The organism is Labrenzia sp. THAF35, from assembly GCF_009363595.1.
Lineage (GTDB): Bacteria > Pseudomonadota > Alphaproteobacteria > Rhizobiales > Stappiaceae > Roseibium > Roseibium algicola.
Genome location: NZ_CP045380.1, coordinates 5,792,522 through 5,811,121, shown reverse-complemented (window position 1 = coordinate 5,811,121; position 18,600 = coordinate 5,792,522). Strand labels below are relative to the sequence as shown.

At 56.0% G+C, this 18,600-nt stretch carries 10 protein-coding genes; 6 read left to right on the top strand and 4 right to left on the bottom strand.

From position 1 onward, the window contains the following. Positions 1–9: 9 nt before the first annotated feature. Entirely contained in the window at positions 10–3,405 is a 3,396-nt protein-coding gene (locus tag FIU93_RS26665; protein ID WP_152507246.1) for an HAD-IA family hydrolase, read from the bottom strand. Between the two features lie 273 nt (positions 3,406–3,678). Between FIU93_RS26665 and FIU93_RS26660 the strand changes: the two genes are divergently transcribed. From FIU93_RS26660 to FIU93_RS26630, 6 genes are all read left to right on the top strand, one after another. After that, positions 3,679–4,713: a hypothetical protein gene (locus FIU93_RS26660; RefSeq protein WP_152507245.1), complete on the top strand. Its 1,035-nt coding sequence runs from the start codon at positions 3,679–3,681 to the stop codon at positions 4,711–4,713. Positions 4,714–5,153: 440 nt separating this feature from the next. After that, positions 5,154–6,749, top strand: coding sequence for an ABC transporter transmembrane domain-containing protein (locus FIU93_RS26655; protein WP_152507244.1), 1,596 nt, complete (start codon positions 5,154–5,156; stop codon positions 6,747–6,749). Between the two features lie 32 nt (positions 6,750–6,781). Beyond that, entirely contained in the window at positions 6,782–8,749 is a 1,968-nt protein-coding gene (locus FIU93_RS31520; protein WP_173017416.1) for an ATP-binding cassette domain-containing protein, read from the top strand. After that, complete coding sequence (locus tag FIU93_RS26645; protein ID WP_152507243.1) at positions 8,746–10,119, top strand: HlyD family type I secretion periplasmic adaptor subunit; 1,374 nt, start codon at positions 8,746–8,748, stop codon at positions 10,117–10,119. The genes FIU93_RS31520 and FIU93_RS26645 overlap by 4 nt, the downstream gene beginning before the upstream one ends. A gap of 643 nt (positions 10,120–10,762) precedes the next feature. Continuing rightward, on the top strand, positions 10,763–15,487 hold the full coding sequence (locus FIU93_RS26635) for a VCBS domain-containing protein (protein ID WP_152507242.1): 4,725 nt from the start codon (positions 10,763–10,765) through the stop codon (positions 15,485–15,487). A 40-nt stretch (positions 15,488–15,527) separates the two neighbouring features. Further along, positions 15,528–16,010, top strand: coding sequence for a hypothetical protein (locus FIU93_RS26630; protein WP_022999881.1), 483 nt, complete (start codon positions 15,528–15,530; stop codon positions 16,008–16,010). A 145-nt stretch (positions 16,011–16,155) separates the two neighbouring features. Here the strand turns inward: FIU93_RS26630 and FIU93_RS26625 are convergent, their stop codons facing one another. The 3 genes from FIU93_RS26625 to urtE form a co-directional block, all read right to left on the bottom strand. Beyond that, positions 16,156–16,530 (bottom strand): FmdB family zinc ribbon protein, encoded by a 375-nt coding sequence (locus tag FIU93_RS26625; RefSeq protein WP_055658420.1) that lies wholly within the window; start codon positions 16,528–16,530, stop codon positions 16,156–16,158. Positions 16,531–16,613: 83 nt separating this feature from the next. Then, positions 16,614–17,843, bottom strand: a complete 1,230-nt coding sequence (gene fmdA / locus FIU93_RS26620) for a formamidase (RefSeq protein WP_152507240.1) — start codon at positions 17,841–17,843, stop codon at positions 16,614–16,616. Between the two features lie 58 nt (positions 17,844–17,901). After that, entirely contained in the window at positions 17,902–18,591 is a 690-nt protein-coding gene (gene urtE, locus FIU93_RS26615; protein WP_055658424.1) for an urea ABC transporter ATP-binding subunit UrtE, read from the bottom strand. Positions 18,592–18,600: the final 9 nt, after the last annotated feature.

Below are 18,600 nucleotides of genomic sequence, written 5' to 3'. Positions count from 1 at the left end.
CATGAACTATTATCTTAGACCAGCTAAACGACCAATAATAATCATTGCAGGATCCTTGGCGTTTCCAAATAGCGTCCAGGGTTCGTTATGAAATTCGTTACTTTCACGTTCGTTTAAATCGGATTTTAAAATTGGCCAAACGCATGCTAGCACTAGCTTTGTGCGCATTGAAATTCGCTTGAATGAGTGATTTTTTGAATCGATTTGTTGCCCGACAAGAGCATTAGCTCCGTGTTTCCAATAAGATCGTGAAATCCGGATTTGATCATTCCAAGATTTGGGAGAAATCAAATAGCCTTTGGAAACACCACCAAAACTGTCTTCGAAAAAGTGTTCCTCAAATATTGAGGCATCTTGCTTTGATGGATTGATGATAAACTGATTCATGCATCTGTCTACGAGCGCGGGAGAGAAATCACGATTAAGAAGTTCCGGCCCAAAAGAATCACAAAGAGCCTTGGCGAACAAAAGCGCACCGGAATGCACACGTTCAATAAGTTCAAGCCGTAGCGGGGGTTCCTGCATTGAATTGAAAACAGGTACGCATGCGCCGTTGCTATCTTCTCGGATAGACGTTACGCTAGGAGAACCTTCGCACCAGAAATACTCCAAAAACAACCGATGACACAATATGGGCGAATGTTCGGTGATGGGGGTACTCGCAGCGTAGTAGGCATAAATCTTGTTGCCCTTGTCTTTCCATCTTTCCGCGTCCTGTAAGGTTGCAAAGTAAAAACCGTCAACACCACGTCCAAGGAGCTGACTGATGGCGCCTTGCATGTTCGCCTTCCAGCCAATATCTACAACAGCAGGACGTTGGCTTTCTGAAAATCCCATTTGATTTAGGTATTTAAGATAAATTATTTTTTCTTGTTCTGCATGTTTTAGAATGACATCAGAAAGCGCTGTAGCCAATTGATAGAAAGATTCGGCCTTGTTCTTTGTCATTTTGACTTTTACAGAACCAAAGCCAAATCTCTTCAATAGGTCAATGTCAAGCTCTTCTTCTTTAATGCCAAAACGTTCATGTAACAACGATCCGATAGTCGTTTCCTCGGAGAAGGGATTTGCAGCAACGTCCAAGATATCGGCGACTGTCGCGATTGCCGGAACTCTGATTGCTCTTCGTGAGCCGTACAAATAAACTGATCGGATATTGGAAGGCGCAATGGACTCAAGGACGTCAAAGATTGATTTTATAAGTTTTCCTTCTCGGGAAAGAAAATATAGTGCGTCGATGTTCTGGCGGATTGCTTCCTGTCGCAACCATACTACGTAGCCAAATATTAATGGGCCAAGAACTGCATAGCCAAAATCTTTGGGAGTGCCGCGGGTCATCGTATCGAGATCCGCACACTCGTAATCATCAAAAAACCTGTTCGCCAAATTCCAAGCAATCGCGCTGCGCGGTAAATCCTCTATCGGTTGTCTCTTTGCGAATACATGCCGATAGTGAGGGTTTCTTTTCATTACGTCCACAGATTTAGGGATATGAAACGTTGCAACACCTTGCTCTTTTGCCGAATTGATATCTGTGCGCAAATTATCGCCGACGTGAAGGATAGAGGAGGTTGGGATACCTCTGTCCTTTGCAATGTGATTGAAGAGGTTTCCTGTTTTTTTAGTTTTGTTGAGTTCAGAAGAAAGGTAGACAATTTCTGCCTGTGAATATCCAGTTTTACTAAGTATTTTCCTTATATGGGTTCCGGGTAGATACATGTCGCTGGTAATACATATCGGGACACCTGTGGAAATTGCTGCTTGCCAGCATTCCTGTCCAACTCTTCTCGGGCGTGCAAGGTGGAGTTCAAGGTCCAACTCTCGCTGTTGAAGGGTCTCTATGATTGCAGATGAAACGTTGAATAGGCGTTGGAACACTGCATATATGTCTTCTAGAGTTATTTCTTCGCTTTTTATATCCTTTCGTGCAATTAACTCTGCTTTCAGCCGTTTTGTTGCAAAGTCAAATGGAACTTCGATACCTTCACCCTTGAGTTCATATTCCAACAATTTATAAGCATCTGCAGGAGCTTCTAGTGGGCGTTCAATTAATGTGTCGAAAAGGTCAAAGGAAATAAGTTCATATTTCTTGTTGCTCAATTCTGAGCGGAATTTCTTAGGCGTCTCCATTTCGCACATTTCCGGATAGAAACCGACCGCTTTAAGACTGTTTCGCGCTTCCTGTTGTCTGAATGAATTCAATACAAGCTCATTATAAGCGGGGTTGATTTCGGAGATATTAGGGAGTGTGTCGACCGTAGATGGCCGACTTTGCTTCGTTAATTGTTCCAAAATACTTGTTAGTGTCTTTGCATTTTGGGTCACTTCTGAGGCTAAAACCTGGTTCTTTCCCAGAACGAAATCCAGCACAGAATCGCGAGAACTTTTCCCATATTTTTGCAGATTATTTAGCTTTTCATATTGCGTCTTGCTATGCACATGAATTGCTGTGTCCCAGCAAAGCGCCTGCAAAGCTAGTGATGAAGATGCTATGTGCAGTTCATCGACCAGAGGTAATAGGTATTGTGATACCGACGGGACGGTGTCGAAGAATTTTTCGTAGTGCACATTGTTGAACTGGCTCTTTATGAACTCTTCAAATTTAGGATCAAGAATCTGGTCCCTATAAAGCTTATGTACATACTGAGTTACAATCATGGCGACATCGTCGTTCGCTTCACCCAGAACATCTATCAAAAAATCGGATTGATTATGATACGGAGTGTCAACCTGAAAGGCGTAATGGTCAGAAATCTGTAGCGGAATGAGGCCGATCTTAGATGCTGCCTTACCTCTTAGTATATCTTCTCTTGAGCGAAGAGTGTATTTTTCAAGAATACTATTAACCTTTTCTCTGAACGCTTGCGTGAACTGGCGTTGCTGAGGTTGGCGTCGCACAATATCGTCAAATTGAGTGTGAAGTGTTCCCGATCTATATAGGCCATTCACGTCGAATGTGACCATATGAGGATACGGCGGGCGGGCGAACGCTCCCGGCATCTGATGTACGATGACAGCCTCCGGGAACATCGTTTCCAGAAAGGGGACTGGATTTTCCCAAATCATAATGACGTCGTATTTAACGCCGAGCTGGGGGAAGAGCCATTTTATAGCTTTTCCTGAGAACTCGGAATCTTTACCGAAGCGATACAGGTCTGGAGACGGATCAGCAAACCCCCCGTTTAAGGTTATCGCTTCCTTGGAGTTCAGATAAATGACCTTTGCCTTCTGGCTCAAGTTTTGAACAGCTGACCTGTAAGAGTCAGGACATGCGACGGTAACGTTGCATCCCGATTTTGCAAGAGTGTTTGCTTGAACTAAAAGATGTTTTTCAAAGGCGTTCTTGTGGAAGAATAGGTCTCCGCTTTGGGTTGGCCAAGGAGGCGTCCAGAACAATATTTCCATAAATAATCCAACTCAATTACTTTGTGCTAGACGATTAGTCTCTACTATGTGCCTTGTTGCGACCATTTGACTTCGATGGACGCGGTTTTTATTCAAGCCTTGCCCCCGGGTCAAGCCACCTATTCAGTACTCTCTGAAGACAGTTTGGTATCACCATAAAGCCCTTGCTCTTACTATCAAAAAGAAAGTGATATCGACACACCTTTTTGCTAAGAATTTCGAAAGTTCAGCAGGCGATGAAGTGCTAAACGCTGACCAACAAAGGGAAATTTTTTGACGAAAATTGGTTTAAGTACCTCCGGTCTGTGGAAGCAGAGGCACGCAATTGAACGATTATTCGTTCACAAGCCTTGCCGATTTCAGGGTATCTTATTTCAGGTGGATGCAATCGCCGGTTGGGGGCACAAGCCGACTGCGCAGCGTGCTCGAGACATGGCGGCTAAATACCATCTTCCTTATGTCGCTTTCGAGGATGGATTTTTGAGATCCGTCAGGCCTGGCAACCAGGAAAAGCCGATCTCCCTGGTCGTTGATCGAACAGGTATCTATTACGACGCCCGCCAGCCAAGTGATCTGGAGTGTTTTGTTCGCCGGCGTTTTGGGAAGCCCATGCGGACGCAAGAGATCCACGATGCCATCGACTTGATCCGGTCCAAGCGACTCTCGAAATACAACAGTTTCGATTTCTCGGACATTTCAAAGCTTTGTTTGCAATCTTCCGGCCGCAGGGATCGGGTACTTGTTATTGATCAAACCGTCGGCGACGCATCGATACCGGGGGCATTTGCAAAAGATGAAACCTTCCGCCAGATGCTGCAAGTCGCCATTCAGGAAAACCGTGAAGCAGAGATCCTGATCAAGGTTCACCCGGAAACGATGATCGGGCGCAAGGCTGGGCATTTCACGCATGAAGTCCTTCAGGCTCTCGCGCAAGTGGATGAGAGTTGCGCCAAGGCCCTGAATGAAGGTCGGTTGCGTTTAACACCGGAAGCGATCAATCCCTGGCCGCTTCTGGAGGCCTGTGCCAAGGTCTATTGCGTATCAAGTCAACTGGGGTTCGAAGCTATTCTTGCTGGCTGTGAGGTCCACACTTTCGGTGTTCCATTCTATGGAGGCTGGGGCTTAACCGTTGAGCGAAACCCGGTGAGATTGAACCGACGTCACCCGGTATCCCTGGAAGCAGTCTTTGCCGCACTTTATTTCGACTACAGCCACTACCTGGAACACGATCCTGTTCGGGAGATTTCCTTTGAAGAGGCGGTTTACCAACTGGAAGAACGAATCCAACTTGCACGTAGTGAGACCTGATACTCAATCGCGCTCATGAGTTCCGGAATGCAAAGTTAGACAGAGGCTTCACACTTAGCATTGTCAGCGGCTGAAAAAAGTTGCCTTCAGGAGCCAAGTTTTACGCGAGTGTAGACGAGCAGCTTGTGGAGTGTGGTTAGAACTGAATGGCTTGTTGCGGCGCGAGAGCGAGGCATTTGATTAAATAGATCTCTGAATTGTAGTGGGCGGTTCCTAGAATATATTATTTAATTCGTAATTTTTGCAATGAGAAGATCCGCAGGATGGATAATTTTCGCAAATACATGACGTTTTTGGGTTGTTTATCAGCTAAATTTCATTAGTTCCCTTAAGTAAGATTTCACGAAAAACGAAATAGGCTTTGGCAATGCTGGCTGGCTCAATATGTGGGGGCCGGATTGCGGGTGTGGTGATGTCTGTCGCCAAAGAGAGCCGAGCTAATGACCATACGTCTCTGGTTGATCGTTCTTTCGTTGATTTCAAACGTTCTTGCCCTTGCCTTGCCACTCGCGCTTATTCAGGTTTACGACCGAATTCTCGCAAAACAGGCGGTTGGAACGGCATTCGTCATTTTTTCCGCCGTTGCTCTGGCCATCTTGCTGGATGGTTTGGTGAAATATGCGCGCGCTTCAATCCTGGGGCGGCTTGCGGCACAGGCGGAATATGAGCTGTCGTTCAAGACGGCCGAGAAGCTGCTCTCCATTGACGAAAACAGGCTCGGGCAGTTCAGCCCCGGGCGCATTCGCGAGCTGTTTACAGCCATCAACAGGTCCAACGATGTCCTGATAGGGCAATCGACGCTTGCCGTCTTCGATGCGCCCTTCGCGATCACCTTTCTCGTCCTGGTTTGGTTCCTGGGCGGGCCTACCGTGTTCGGGCCGTTGGCGGTGGTCGTTGTCTTTGGCGCTCTGGCACTGTTTTCCGCCTACAGGCAGGCAAAGGCAGGCAAGGCCTTGTTCGAGGCCTCGGCCGATGAAGCTTCACTTATCATGAATTGCCGCGAACACATTGACCGGCTTATCGCACGCGGGAAGCTGGGTGAGTTTGCCGGCAAGTTGCGCTTGCACGAGAAACGAAAGGCGGCAGCCCAGGAGATTTCGGAAAGCAGCCTTGCAGCCTCGCTCAACCTCAGTCAGACCGGCGGTCTGGCGACAACGGTTCTGGTGCTGGGTGTCGGTGCAATGGTCGTGCTTGCCGGTGACATGACGACCGGGGGGCTGGCTGCCTGTCTGATCCTCGGGCAAAGGGGTGTAGCCGGTCTTCTTAGTCTTGTGAATGCTTTTGCCCGGCACCGGGTTTCCGCATCCGCGTTCAAGACCATCCAGAACCTTCTTGCGTTGCCTTCTGCCCACTCTCTTCGGGGCACAGCAGTGGAAAGTGAAGGGAAATTTGGTCTGCGATTTGACGTCGAGGGTTGCCGGGTTGTCTGCGAACCCGGACGGTGCCTTGTCGTTCGTCCTTCGAATGGGCAGCAGGCTGCGGCAGTCTTTGGCCAACTGGTACATGCGTTGTCGGAAAATGACGCAGAGGGCACCGGCCCGCTAAAGAAGGCCGAGATTTTCGCGGCAGACGGAAAGTCTGTCTCTGCACTTAAGTGCCGCGTGTCCGTTTGCGATGAAGGGCTCACTGTCTTCAACGGAACGCTGCTGGAAAACATGACGGCCTTTGACAGCGAGGCGACCGGGCGAGCCGTGTGGTTGTCCGAGCAGCTCGGTCTGGCCGACGCGATCGGACGACTGCGCGACGGGCTGGAAACGCGTTTGTCTCCCGGTCTTGGTGTACCGCTGTCAGATGGGCACCTGAAGCGTCTCATGCTGGTTCGAGCTCTGGCAGGTGAACCTCAAGTCCTGTTGCTGAAATCTCCCTCCCTTTTTCTCGACGCGCGCGGCATTGATCAGCTGACCGGTCTTTTGAGGGGCCTTGAAGGCAAGGTCACGACCATTGTGTTCGACAACGCCGCAGGGCTGGTCGAGCAGTTCGAAAACTGCGTGGATCTTCCCGTCCCACAAATGCCGATGACGGAAGCCGCCGCATGAATGTTCAGTCCAAAGTGTCGGGGAGTTCCACAATGACTGCCGGATGGTCGAGCGATGATCCGGTTCAACGCACGGATCTTGAGAACGTCCTGCTGGCCGTTCTGACCGAGCTGGGCTGGCGCCGTTCCAGCGAAGTTCTGGGCGCGGCGATGTCACATGAAACCGGGCTGCAGTCGCTCGATGACGCCGCGATGGTGCTTGATCTTATCGATATCGGAGCCAGCGTTGAAGCGAAGTTGCCCGCCGCATGGCTGAGCGGACTGGACGGTGCCCTGGTCGTCAAGGACAGGGAAGGAGTACATGCGCTCGTCCGGGAGGACACACGCGAATTCTCGACATCTTCCGCAGGCCTCGACCGCGATCAGGTTCGCCGCCGCATAAGGAACGCCGGCAAGCTGCTATTTGTTCATAACCCGGAACACTCCGTCGCGACGGTCCATGCCATTTCGGTGCGCGCGCGGATGCGCAGGGTCGCCATGACGGCGCTGTTTCTGTCGCTCGTGCTCAATGCGCTTGCGCTGTTCATCCCATTCTTTTCGATGGCGATTTTCGACCGGGTTCTGGGGGCACAAGCCTCGGAGAGCCTGATCCCGCTGCTTTCTGGCGCAAGTGTCGTACTTCTTGCCATCGTGATTTTGCGGAGTATGCGGGCGAGAATCCTTGCGGCCGAATATGCGCGTCTGGTCGCGGTAATCCGCCTGATGTCGTTGTCGCGTATTTTGCGCCTGCCTCACGCAATCCGGCACAAGTTGGGTTTCGATCGGCTGCAAGGCAGGTTGCAAACGACGTCGATGGGAGCAGAGGCCTTTGCATCTCAGAACACACCCGCCATCTTTGATGCCCCGTTTGTGCCGCTGTCGATTTTTGCGATTGCTTTTGTCGGCGGCTGGATGGCCATTGTGCCGGCAATTTATCTGACGCTGTTTTTCGCCTTGAGCTGGATCCTGAGCGAAACCAGGCAGAGCCTGGACCCGCAGCTTGAAAATGCAAATCAGAAGCGCGTTGAGGCCCTGACAGAGCTGAGTGCGAAGGCCGCGGTAATCCGGAACATCGATCATGGAAGGTCCTGGTTCACCAAGTTTGTATCCCTTGCCCGGCAGGCGGCTTTCGTGAAGCACCGACAGGCGCAGCGCTCTGCTGCCCTGCAGTCTCTTGCCTATGTTCTTGGAACGGGCGCAGCCCTGACAACGCTTTGCGTCGGTATAGCCCTTGCCATGAACGGCACCATCACGGCAGGCGCGCTCATTGGAACAATGTTGCTGACATGGCGCGTCACAGGTCCTTCCCAGGCCTTTTTCCTGGCTATTCCGCGGTTGAAGGCGATCCGTCAGGCAATCTCGGGGCTCGAGCAGTCATTTTCCTGGGGAACGCCGCAGGCACAGCCTGCATCGCTCGAAAGGCTGGAGCAAGGCCCGCCGGAAGTCAGCGGGAAGGGCCTTTACCTGAAGTTCGACCAGAGTTCGGAGCCGGCCCTGACAGGCGTTTCGTTCAATTGTGCTCCTGGAACTCTCACGATTGTCATGGGGCCGAACGGCGCTGGAAAGTCGACACTTCTGAAAGTGATCTCCGGCCTTGTTCCTGCCCAGTCAGGGCGCCTGTCAATCAATGGTCGCTCGGTAAGCCAGTATGATCCAGACCACCTGGCGCGATCCACATGCCTTCTTCGGATCGGCGATTATCACGGCGAAACAGATGAAAAGGCCTTTGCGCAGCTGAGGGAAGAATGGCACTCGATTGCAGACAATGATGCAGCGGCAAATTGCCGGTTCATACTGCTGGACGACAGCACCGGCGCAGCAACGGCGGGAAGCCGGAAGCAACTTCAAGAATTCCTGAAAGCAGCCAGGGGCAAGGCAACGATCTTCCTTGCGACGCACGACACAGCCCTGGCCGAACTCGCGGACAACGCACTTATTCTGGACGATGGCGGCATGGCCTATTTCGGTCCTGTGAAGCCCACCAGTCAACCAATCGATCCGTCGGAGGACGCCAGCCGATGAAAGCGACCCATCTGGATAGTCAGTTTGAACTGAATGACGGCAAGGCAGTCAGGCTAACCAACATGGCTGCAGCCGTGAGCGGCATCTGCCTGGTGCTGTTCATTGCGTGGGCCGTTGCGACGCCTGTTGATGAAGTTGCCAAGGCGCGGGGCGTAATCGAACCGGTCAGCGAAGTGCAGCGCCTGCAGAGCGAACATGGTGGGGCGTTGGCAACACTGGTTGTGCGCAAGGGCGGGACGGTCGCAAAAGGCGACGTCATAGCGATATTCGACAATAGCGAGTTGAAGTCGGAGCTCCGTGAAGCGCAGACAAAATCACTTGCGCTGACGCTAGAGCGTGAGCGGCTGCTGGCGATCGTGGAAACAAGAACCCCTGAGTTCCAGAAAGCTGCCGCTCCTTTCACGGCACCGCCGGATCTTATTGCGGTCAAGAACGGGACGGCCACGGCACCTTCAACAAACCAGCGAACTGTTGAGGAACTCATCAACAGGGAAATGGCCGCGTTTGAGGCGAGGGTCGCCTTCCTGTCCAATGAAAGAGACGTCATCAATCGCCAGATAGCCGAAAAGGCGGCAGATGTCTGGGCAATTGATTCCGAACAACCTGCGATCGAGCGGCAACTCACCGTCGCCCGGGAGGAAACAGAAAGCCTGCGAGACCTGGTGGACCGAGGGCTTGCGGCACGTCCTCAGCTGGTTGCGGCCGTGCAGGAAGAGGCGAGATATGAGTATGAGCTTTCGACCCTTTCAGGACGGCGCGCCGTTGCTGAAGCGCAGATTTCGGAGCTGCAGGAAAACCTCGAACGCGTCGGATTGAACGAGGCCTCCGAAGCACGCCAGCGGATTGCTGAAATCCACACGGAACACAGTGCGCTGGACGAACAAATGCAGCGGATCCAGAGGCGCTTGTGGTCAACAGAACTGCGCAGCCCGGTGGACGGATTTGTGCAATCGGTTCCCGAGACAATTGTCGGCCGGGTGATCGAACCTGGTGGGCTTGTGGCTGAAATCGTTCCACGGGACGTGGACTTGCGCTTCACGGCACAGTTGCCCCCTCGGGATGTCGGCTTTGTTTCCATAGGTCAGCCTGCCAAACTCAAGGTCGATTCCTTCGATTTCAGTCGCTACGGCTCTCTGACCGGCAAGGTGATCGAGGTTTCGCCAACAACGATCGTTGATGAGCGCGGAACCGCCTACTACGAAGTTCTGGTGTCTGTCCCCGTTACTCATTTTGGTGATGATCCGGGTCGCTATTCGCTTCTGCCGGGCATGACCGGTGAGGCGGATATCCTGACAGGCAAGAAGACAGTCTTCGAATACATCTGGAAGCCGATCTATACGAACCTGGATCTGGCGCTGAGCGAGCGGTAGGAGCACCGTGATGGCCGATCAACCGGACAAAAAAGCCACTTCGCAGGATCAGGGTAGCACGCCGGAGGAGATCAAGGATTCCAGGAAGATCCAGCCAGAAGAAGTTTTTGGGTGGACGCCAACCTCGGAAGGAGAGGATACGCCCTCCGCCGAAACACAGTCGCTGGAGAATGAGGAGGAAGGGCGTCCAACGTTAAACGATGACGCGATAAACAGTCCGTCGCCGCGTCATGCCCAGGCCGATGCATCAGGTCAGGCTCACAGCGTTGCGCCTGCCACGCCAGCTGCCGGGCAACAGGCTGCACCGAGGAGTACCTACCAGGGTGAACATGCGGCGCCTGCATCCGGTCATCAAACCGATCTCCATCAGTCGCCGGGCGTGTCCCAACCTGGCTTTTCGGTGGGGGCGCCAGACGCCCCTCAAACGCTGCCACACTCTCATCCTTCGGTGGATGTGTCAGCTCTGCCGGACGCTCCTCCAAGGCCTCTTCCGCCGGTCGGTTCGCATACGTCGGTCGGAACACAACCTCCTTCCGGCAGTCAACCTCCTGCGGGAACACAGCCACCTGGCGGAACACAACCACCTGGTGGAACACAGCCACCGGCAGGAACTCAACCTCCCGGCGGAACGCAGCAGCCCTCCGTGTTGCTCACTAGGGTGCAGACCTTCACTGGCGGCGCACATCCGCCGGCGACTACCCAGCAAACTCCTGCCCAGATTGCGACCCAGACACCATCTCAGACTTCTGCACAGATCAGCGGCGTCGACACGAGCGTTGCGACGGAAGATCGGAACGTCGTTTCAGGATCATTGGTTGCCGGCGGCAAATTGCGGATCGTCGACCCTGATCCAGGACAGGATCACTTCACCGAGGTCACCGGTCCTGCCGGCGCAGGTGCCTATGGACATTTCGAAATTCACGCCGACGGCCAGTGGAATTACCACGCCGACAACGCCCAGGCGGCCGTCCAGGGGCTGAAGTCAGGTGACACACTGACCGACAGAATTACGGTTCAGAGCGCGGACGGAACGTCTCATCAATTGCGGGTCGTTATCACCGGCACCAACGATGCCCCTGTGTTGAAGGCTGCGACGGCCTCGGCGACGGAGGACGGGAAGTCCGTCACCGGCCAGATGGTGGCAACCGACGTCGATCACGGCGACACAAAGACCTTCTCGGCCGGTCAGGCGGTCGACGGCTTTACCATGAACCAGGACGGCTCGTGGAGCTTCGACCCAAGCCATGCGACCTATCAGCACCTTGCCACCGGCCAGACCCAGCAGCTGACGATCCCGGTGACAGTGACCGACCACGCCGGGGCGACGGATACGCAGAACCTCGTCATCACGGTCACCGGCAGCAATGACGGTCCCGTTGTGTCCGGCCCGGTCGATCTCGGCAGGGGAACGGAAGATCATTCCGTCCAGATCTCGGCAGCGCAGCTTCTGGCCCATGCCACCGATATCGACACCGGAGATACGCTCTCCGTGACTGGTCTGTCTGCAAGCCACGGGACCATCACCGGTGATGCCGCGCACGGCTTCACTTTCACGCCCGACCCGGATTACAACGGCCCGGTCACGCTGAGCTACCAGGTCACCGACGGCCACGGCGGAAACACCGCCCTGTCCGCTTCGCTGACGCTGGCTGCGACCGATGATGCCGCCGTCATCACGGGAACCGACACGGGCGATCTCACCGAGGACAAGAATGTCGGACGATCTTCCGTGCATCCGCTCGGCGTAAGCGGCATCCTGACCGTCCACGATCCGGATGGCACGGCCTTCGACCACTTCCAGTCCAACAGCCTGGGCGAACACGCGGTCTCGGATCCCTTCGGTGGCAGCTTGCACATCCTTCGCAGCGGCTGGTGGGGATACGAGGTCGACAATACCCATCCCGCCATCCAGGCCCTCGCGGCGGGCGAAGAGGGCCATGCGATCTACGAAGTGCACTCGGCCGACGGCACCGCCCACCGGATCAATATCACCATCCATGGCACCAATGACGGGCCGGTCCTGAGAGCAGCGACGGCCTCGGCCACGGAGGACGGGAAGTCTGTTACCGGCCAGATGGTGGCAACCGACGTCGATCACGGCGACACTAAGACCTTCGCGGCCGGTCAGGCGGTCGACGGCTTTACCATGAACCAGGATGGTTCCTGGAGCTTCGACCCAAGCCATGCGACCTATCAGCATCTTGCCGCCGGCCAGACCCAGCAGGTCACAATCCCGGTCACTGTCACCGACCAGGCCGGGGCGACGGATACCCAGAACCTCGTCATCACGGTCACCGGCAGCAATGACGGTCCCGTTGTGTCCGGCCCGGTCGATCTGGGCAGGGGAACGGAAGATCATTCCGTCCAGATCTCGGCAGCGCAGCTGCTGGCCCATGCCACTGACATTGATACGGGCGACATTCTGTCGGTGACAGGGCTGAGTGCGGACCATGGAACAATCACCGGCGATGCCGCACACGGCTTCACCTTCACCCCGGACCCGGATTACAACGGCCCGGTCACGCTCAGCTACCAGGTCACCGACGGCCACGGCGGCACCGTTGCCCAGACCGCTTCCCTGACACTTGGCGCGACACCGGACGCGGCGGTAATTGCCGGCACCGATACAGGGGCCCTAACCGAGGATCGCGCAGCTTTTCACGGCCAACTCCTGACGCAGGGAACGTTGACGGTCACGGATCCAGACGCGGGGGAAGAGGCCTTCACACCGGTTGGGTGGCAGACAGGTGCAGCGACCTACGGCACTTTTTCCATCGATGCGAAGGGGCATTGGAACTACTTCGCCGACAACGCCCAGGCTGCCGTTCAGGGTCTGAAGCCGGGCGACACACTGACCGACAGGTTCGAGGTGACCTCAGTCGACGGTACGAAGCACACCTTGAGCGTGACGATTGCCGGCACCAACGACGCCCCTGTGTTGAAGGCTGCGACGGCCTCGGCGACGGAGGACGGGAAGTCCGTCACCGGCCAGATGGTGGCAACCGACGTCGATCACGGCGACACAAAGACCTTCGCGGCCGGTCAGGCGGTCGACGGCTTTACCATGAACCAGGACGGGTCCTGGAGCTTCGACCCAAGCCATGCGACCTATCAGCACCTTGCCGGCGGCCAGACCCAGCAGCTGACGATCCCGGTGACAGTAACCGACCAGGCCGGGGCAACGGATACCCAGAACCTCGTCATCACGGTCACCGGCAGCAATGACGGTCCCGTTGTGTCCAGCCCGGTCGATCTCGGCAGAGGAACGGAAGATCATTCTTTCCAGATCTCGGCGGCACAGCTGCTGGCCCATGCCACCGACATCGACACGGGCGACATTCTGTCGGTGACGGGGCTGAGTGCGGACCACGGAACCATCAGTGGCGATGCTACGCATGGCTTCACCTTCACGCCGGACCCGGATTACAACGGCCCGGTGACCCTGAGCTACCAGGTCACGGACGGCCACGGCGGGAGCGTTGCGCAGACCGCCTCCCTGAACTTGGCTGCGACTGATGATGCCGCCATCATCACCGGGACTGATACGGGTGATCTCACCGAGGACAAGAATGTCGGACGATCGTCCGTGCATGAGCTCGGTGTAAGCGGCATCCTGACCGTCCACGATCCGGATGGCACGGCCTTCGACCACTTCCAGTCCAACAGCCTGGGCGAACACGCGGTCTCGGACCCCTTCGGCGGCAACTTGCACATTCTCCCCAGCGGATGGTGGGGATACGAGGTCGACAACACCCATCCGGCCGTGCAGGCGCTTGCCGCGGGCGAGGAAGGCCATGCGATCTACGAAGTGCACTCGGCCGACGGCACCGCCCACCGGATCAATATCACCATCCATGGCACCAATGACGGGCCGGTCCTGAGAGCAGCGACGGCCTCGGCCACGGAGGACGGGAAGTCTGTTACCGGCCAGATGGTGGCAACCGACGTCGATCACGGCGACACTAAGACCTTCGCGGCCGGTCAGGCGGTCGACGGCTTTACCATGAACCAGGATGGTTCCTGGAGCTTCGACCCATGCCACGCCGCCTATCAGCATCTTGCCGCCGGTCAGACCCAGCAGGTCACCATCCCGGTCGCTGTCACCGACAGCGCCGGGGCAACTGACGCGCAAAGCCTTGTTATCACCGTAACCGGCACCAACGATGGTCCGGTCCTGACTGCTGCCGCCGCATCGGCAGTGGAAGACGGCAAGGTCGTCACGGGACAGATGATCGCCACGGACGTGGATACAGGCGACACGAAGAGCTTCTCGATCAGTCATCCCGTCGATGGTTTCGCGATGAACACCGACGGCTCCTGGACTTTTGATCCGTCTCACGCCGCCTACCAGCATCTGGCGCAAGGCCAGGTCGAACAACTCACTATCCCGGTGACCGTGACCGACAGAGCCGGTGCCACCGATACGGAAAATCTCGTCATTACCGTGACCGGTACCTACGACGCACCCGCCGTGACGCCATCCGTTGCAGCAGTGCAGGGCGTGGGCTCACAACATCTTACCGGAACGTTCAGCGGCGGTGGCCAAGGTGGATGGGGCATCGACAACGGGCATGGCGGTGTCGTCCTTTCGCTTCAAGGCCTCTACGGGACTTTGGTCATTGATCAGCAAACCGGGCACTTCGAGTATCACTATCAACAGAACTCGGGTGTCATAAAGCAGGGTGGAACTTCCACAGCGTCTGGTCAGCACATCGACACCTTCCACATCGTTCAGCAGGGCGTGTCTGCCGGGACTGCGGATGTTCAGGTCCAGATCGACGTTCAAAGTGTTCACGGAAACAGTGGCCACCATGTCGATCACACGGTGCTGCAAGGCATTTCCTTCACTCCTGTTCCAACCGTTCAGCATGATGCGCCCGATGAAACTAATACTGACGACATAACCATCGATCTGATGAGTGCCGATCCGGCTCCGCCGCTAGACCACGACACGTCTTCCCAAAACGTTGCGGATGCTACAACCGGGCTTGGTCACGTCGAGAGCCAGACCGGTGACACCAATCCGGATGCGCCGCAGCAGCCGCCAATTGAACCTGCTGACGCCGGAGCCGGGAGACTGGCTTCCTATTTCGAGGCAATCGGACAGGATCCGGAGGCGCCTCAGGCTCCACCGGTACATGCAGACCAATTGGGTGCCTATCTTGATGCAGTCGGTGTCGATCCTGCCAGCGCCACGGCTTTGAGCGATCTGCCAGACCCAGCGACGCTGCCGGGCGATGATGTGTCAGACCTGGATGATGACGGACAACACGGTGCGAGTACCGCCGCCTCGGATGACGTTTCTGTTGCCGATTTGCCAGATCCTCTCTTGCCCAATCCAAATGACGATACGAACCAGCACGGGTAGGCGTGTCAGGCCGCCTAAATTCCAATCGGGACTAAAAGATATGTTCAAATTCGGAATTTGCTTCACTGTCGCACTCACCTTTGCAGCGGTTCCCGCTACCGCCGGACAGTGGCGCGCTGTTTTTCCTGCCGGCGAAAGGATGCACAGCAGCTCATGGGCACTCGAAAGGGGATGCGGCCCGAACCAGTTGGCAGGTGCCTCGTGTTCCATCTTCAACGGGCGGTTCGTGCGGGTGTCGGCGCAGCCGTCCAAAGGTGTCGCCTATTGTGGCGAGGCGGCAGGAAAACAGAGAATTGAATACCACACACCGGAACAACCCGAAGGGGAATGGGATGCTGTCGTGACGGTGAACGGGACCGATATAAGAGCTATGACAGCCTATAGCTACTTCGGCAAAACACAACCGCCGCGCGGCTTTGTGGTTGCCCTCTTGGGGGAAGACCACTCCGAATACCTTGTGTTCGAAGACGACGGTCAGCGTTGGCTGGAATTCGGCGACAGCCGCTACGATGCGTGCGACTGACCAACAGCCACGTTGAAGACATTTGGGCCAACGTGAGCAAGGTCACACAAACTATATCCCTGACCGAGTGGCCGCCTCCTCCTCACGCAGCTTTTGACGAAGTGGAACAAGGCGACCTGCCACGTATCCCTGAATACGCGACCTGTCAGTGGCTGATCATCCAGGGGCGTTTTGAGGGGAAAGTCTTGCTGCCGTCGGCCTTGTAGACCGCACTTGAGCGAAAATTGCCTTTCGCGCCGGAACAGCACGAGCAGCCTGACGGGTGACGTTTTCGGTTTTCTCTCGCACTGTCGTCACGATCCGACTTGGTCGAGAATTTCGGGTTGTGCCGGGAAGTTTCATTGCGTTGATGGGCAGCCCGGTCGCTGGGAGACAGGCCCGACATATGCGGTGCCTGAAGGATGGCGCGCGGAGCTTCCGCCTTGCAAATCGGACATTCGATCGGATCCGCATGGGCGGACATCGGCCGGTTGGCGGAGATGGGACCGCAGGAAGCGCACAGATAATCGTAGGTCGGCATGATTGATCCTGAAAGACGGAAAGCCGGCTCGCCGGCAGAAGGGGTTTGAGACGGGCAGGGCCCGTCTCGTCTTCGCGTCCGGATCAATGATCCGGGGCAAGCGGAACGTCGACCGATCCGTCAATGAAGGTCTTCGGTCCGTCCGCACCCGGCATCATGTCGAAGTCGAAGATGTCGGTCGGCAACCACAAGGTGGCACAGGCATTCGGAATATCGACCACGCCCGAAATGTGTCCCTGCACAGGCGCCGTTCCCAGGATGGCGTAGGCCTGCGCGCCGGAATAGCCGAACTTCTTCATGTACTCGATGGCGTTGAGGCAGGCCATGCGATAGGCAATGTGCACGTCAAGGTAATGCTGTGTGCCGGCCTCATCGACCGAGATGCCTTCAAAGATCAGGTAGTCGTCATATTTCGGCGTGATCGGTGAGGGTTTGAAGATCGGGTTCTTGATCCCGTATTTCGCGACCCCGCCCTTGATCAGGTTGACCCGGATGTGCAGCCAGCCGGCCATTTCGATCGCGCCGCAGAAGGTGATTTCACCGTCGCCCTGGCTGAAATGCAGGTCACCCATGGAGAGACCGGCACCGTCCACATAGACCGGGAAATAGATCTTCGAACCGCGCGACAGATCCTTGATATCGCAGTTGCCACCATGTTCACGCGGGGGAACCGTCCGTGCGCCTTCGGCAGCTGCCTTGTCGCGCGCTTCACCCTTGAGCTGTCCCATATGCGCAGACTGGGTGTTCGGCAGGGCGGCAAGTGCCGGAACGCGGTCAGGATCCGTATCGAACAACGATTTTTCGCGAGTGTTCCACATGTCCAGCATCTTGCGGTCCGGCAGGCAGCCGATCAGACCCGGGTGGATCAGGCCGGCATAACTGACGCCCGGCACATGGCGCGAGCGCGTGAACATGCCTTCGAAATCCCAGATGGATTTCTGGGCTTCCGGGAAGTGCTCCGTCAGGAACCCGCCGCCATTCTGCTTGGAGAAAAAGCCATTGAAGCCCCAGAGCATTTCTTCCTTGGCGCCGATGTCGAGAATATCGACGACCAGTAGATCGCCCGGCTCGGCTCCTTTGACGCCGATCGGACCGGAGAGGTAGTGCACCTGTTCCAGTTCGACATCGCGCACATCCGCCGCGTCGTCATTGTTCTTGATCTGCCCGCCGGTCCAGTCATAGGTCTCGATCTTGAAGTCGTCGCCAGGTTCCACCCAGACCGCCATCGGAATATCCGGATGCCAGCGGTTATGGACCTTTTCATTGGTATGCGGGGACTCGCTCAAATCTACCGAAATCAGTGTATCTGCCATGGGTTTCTCCTCTGGATTTGCGCCTGAAAAGCGTGCGCTGTTGAACTGGATGAGCTGGTTAGACGGACAGGAACGCGGAGACCTTTTCCTCGTCGACGCTTGCCCGCGGTTCGTCGTGGACAAGGCGGCCGTTCTCCAGGACGAGCACCCGGTCGGCGACGTCGAGGGCGAAGGACAGAACCTGTTCCGACACAACGATGGAAAGTCCGCGCTCGTCGCGGATACGTTTCAGGACGCGGCCCATCTCGCGGATGATCGACGGCTGGATGCCTTCGGTTGGTTCGTCCAGCAGCAGGACCTTCGGGTTGGTCGCCAGCGCGCGGGCAATCGCCAGCTGCTGTTGCTGGCCGCCCGAGAGATTGCCGCCGCGACGGCCCTTCATGTCGAGCAGCACCGGAAACAGCTCGTAGATGTCGCCGGGAACCTTGCTCTGGCCGCTGATGGTCAGGCCGGTTTCGATGTTTTCCTGGACCGTCATGGTCGGAAAGATCATCCGCCCCTGAGGCACATAGGCGATGCCTCTGGCGACGCGCTCGTAGCTCTTCATGGTGGTGATGTCGACGCCGTCGACCGCGGCAGCGCCGTTGCTGGTGGGCACGATCCCCATCAGGGATTTCATCAGCGTGGTCTTGCCCATGCCGTTGCGGCCCATGATGGCGATGATTTCTCCCGGCGCGACCGTGAAGTCGAGGCCGTGCAGGACTTCGCTCTGGCCGTAGGCAACGTGATACTGTGCAACATTGAGCATGGTCGCCTC

What these genes read in the sequence shown, in the direction of transcription:
- FIU93_RS26665 (WP_152507246.1), bottom strand. Translation starts at nt 3,405, where the DNA reads ATGGAAATATTGTTCTGGACGCCTCCTTGGCCAACCCAAAGCGGAGAC.
- FIU93_RS26655 (WP_152507244.1), top strand. Translation starts at nt 5,154, where the DNA reads ATGACCATACGTCTCTGGTTGATCGTTCTTTCGTTGATTTCAAACGTT.
- FIU93_RS31520 (WP_173017416.1), top strand. Translation starts at nt 6,782, where the DNA reads ATGACTGCCGGATGGTCGAGCGATGATCCGGTTCAACGCACGGATCTT.
- FIU93_RS26645 (WP_152507243.1), top strand. Translation starts at nt 8,746, where the DNA reads ATGAAAGCGACCCATCTGGATAGTCAGTTTGAACTGAATGACGGCAAG.
- FIU93_RS26630 (WP_022999881.1), top strand. Translation starts at nt 15,528, where the DNA reads ATGTTCAAATTCGGAATTTGCTTCACTGTCGCACTCACCTTTGCAGCG.
- FIU93_RS26625 (WP_055658420.1), bottom strand. Translation starts at nt 16,530, where the DNA reads ATGCCGACCTACGATTATCTGTGCGCTTCCTGCGGTCCCATCTCCGCC.
- fmdA (WP_152507240.1), bottom strand. Translation starts at nt 17,843, where the DNA reads ATGGCAGATACACTGATTTCGGTAGATTTGAGCGAGTCCCCGCATACC.
- urtE (WP_055658424.1), bottom strand. Translation starts at nt 18,591, where the DNA reads ATGCTCAATGTTGCACAGTATCACGTTGCCTACGGCCAGAGCGAAGTC.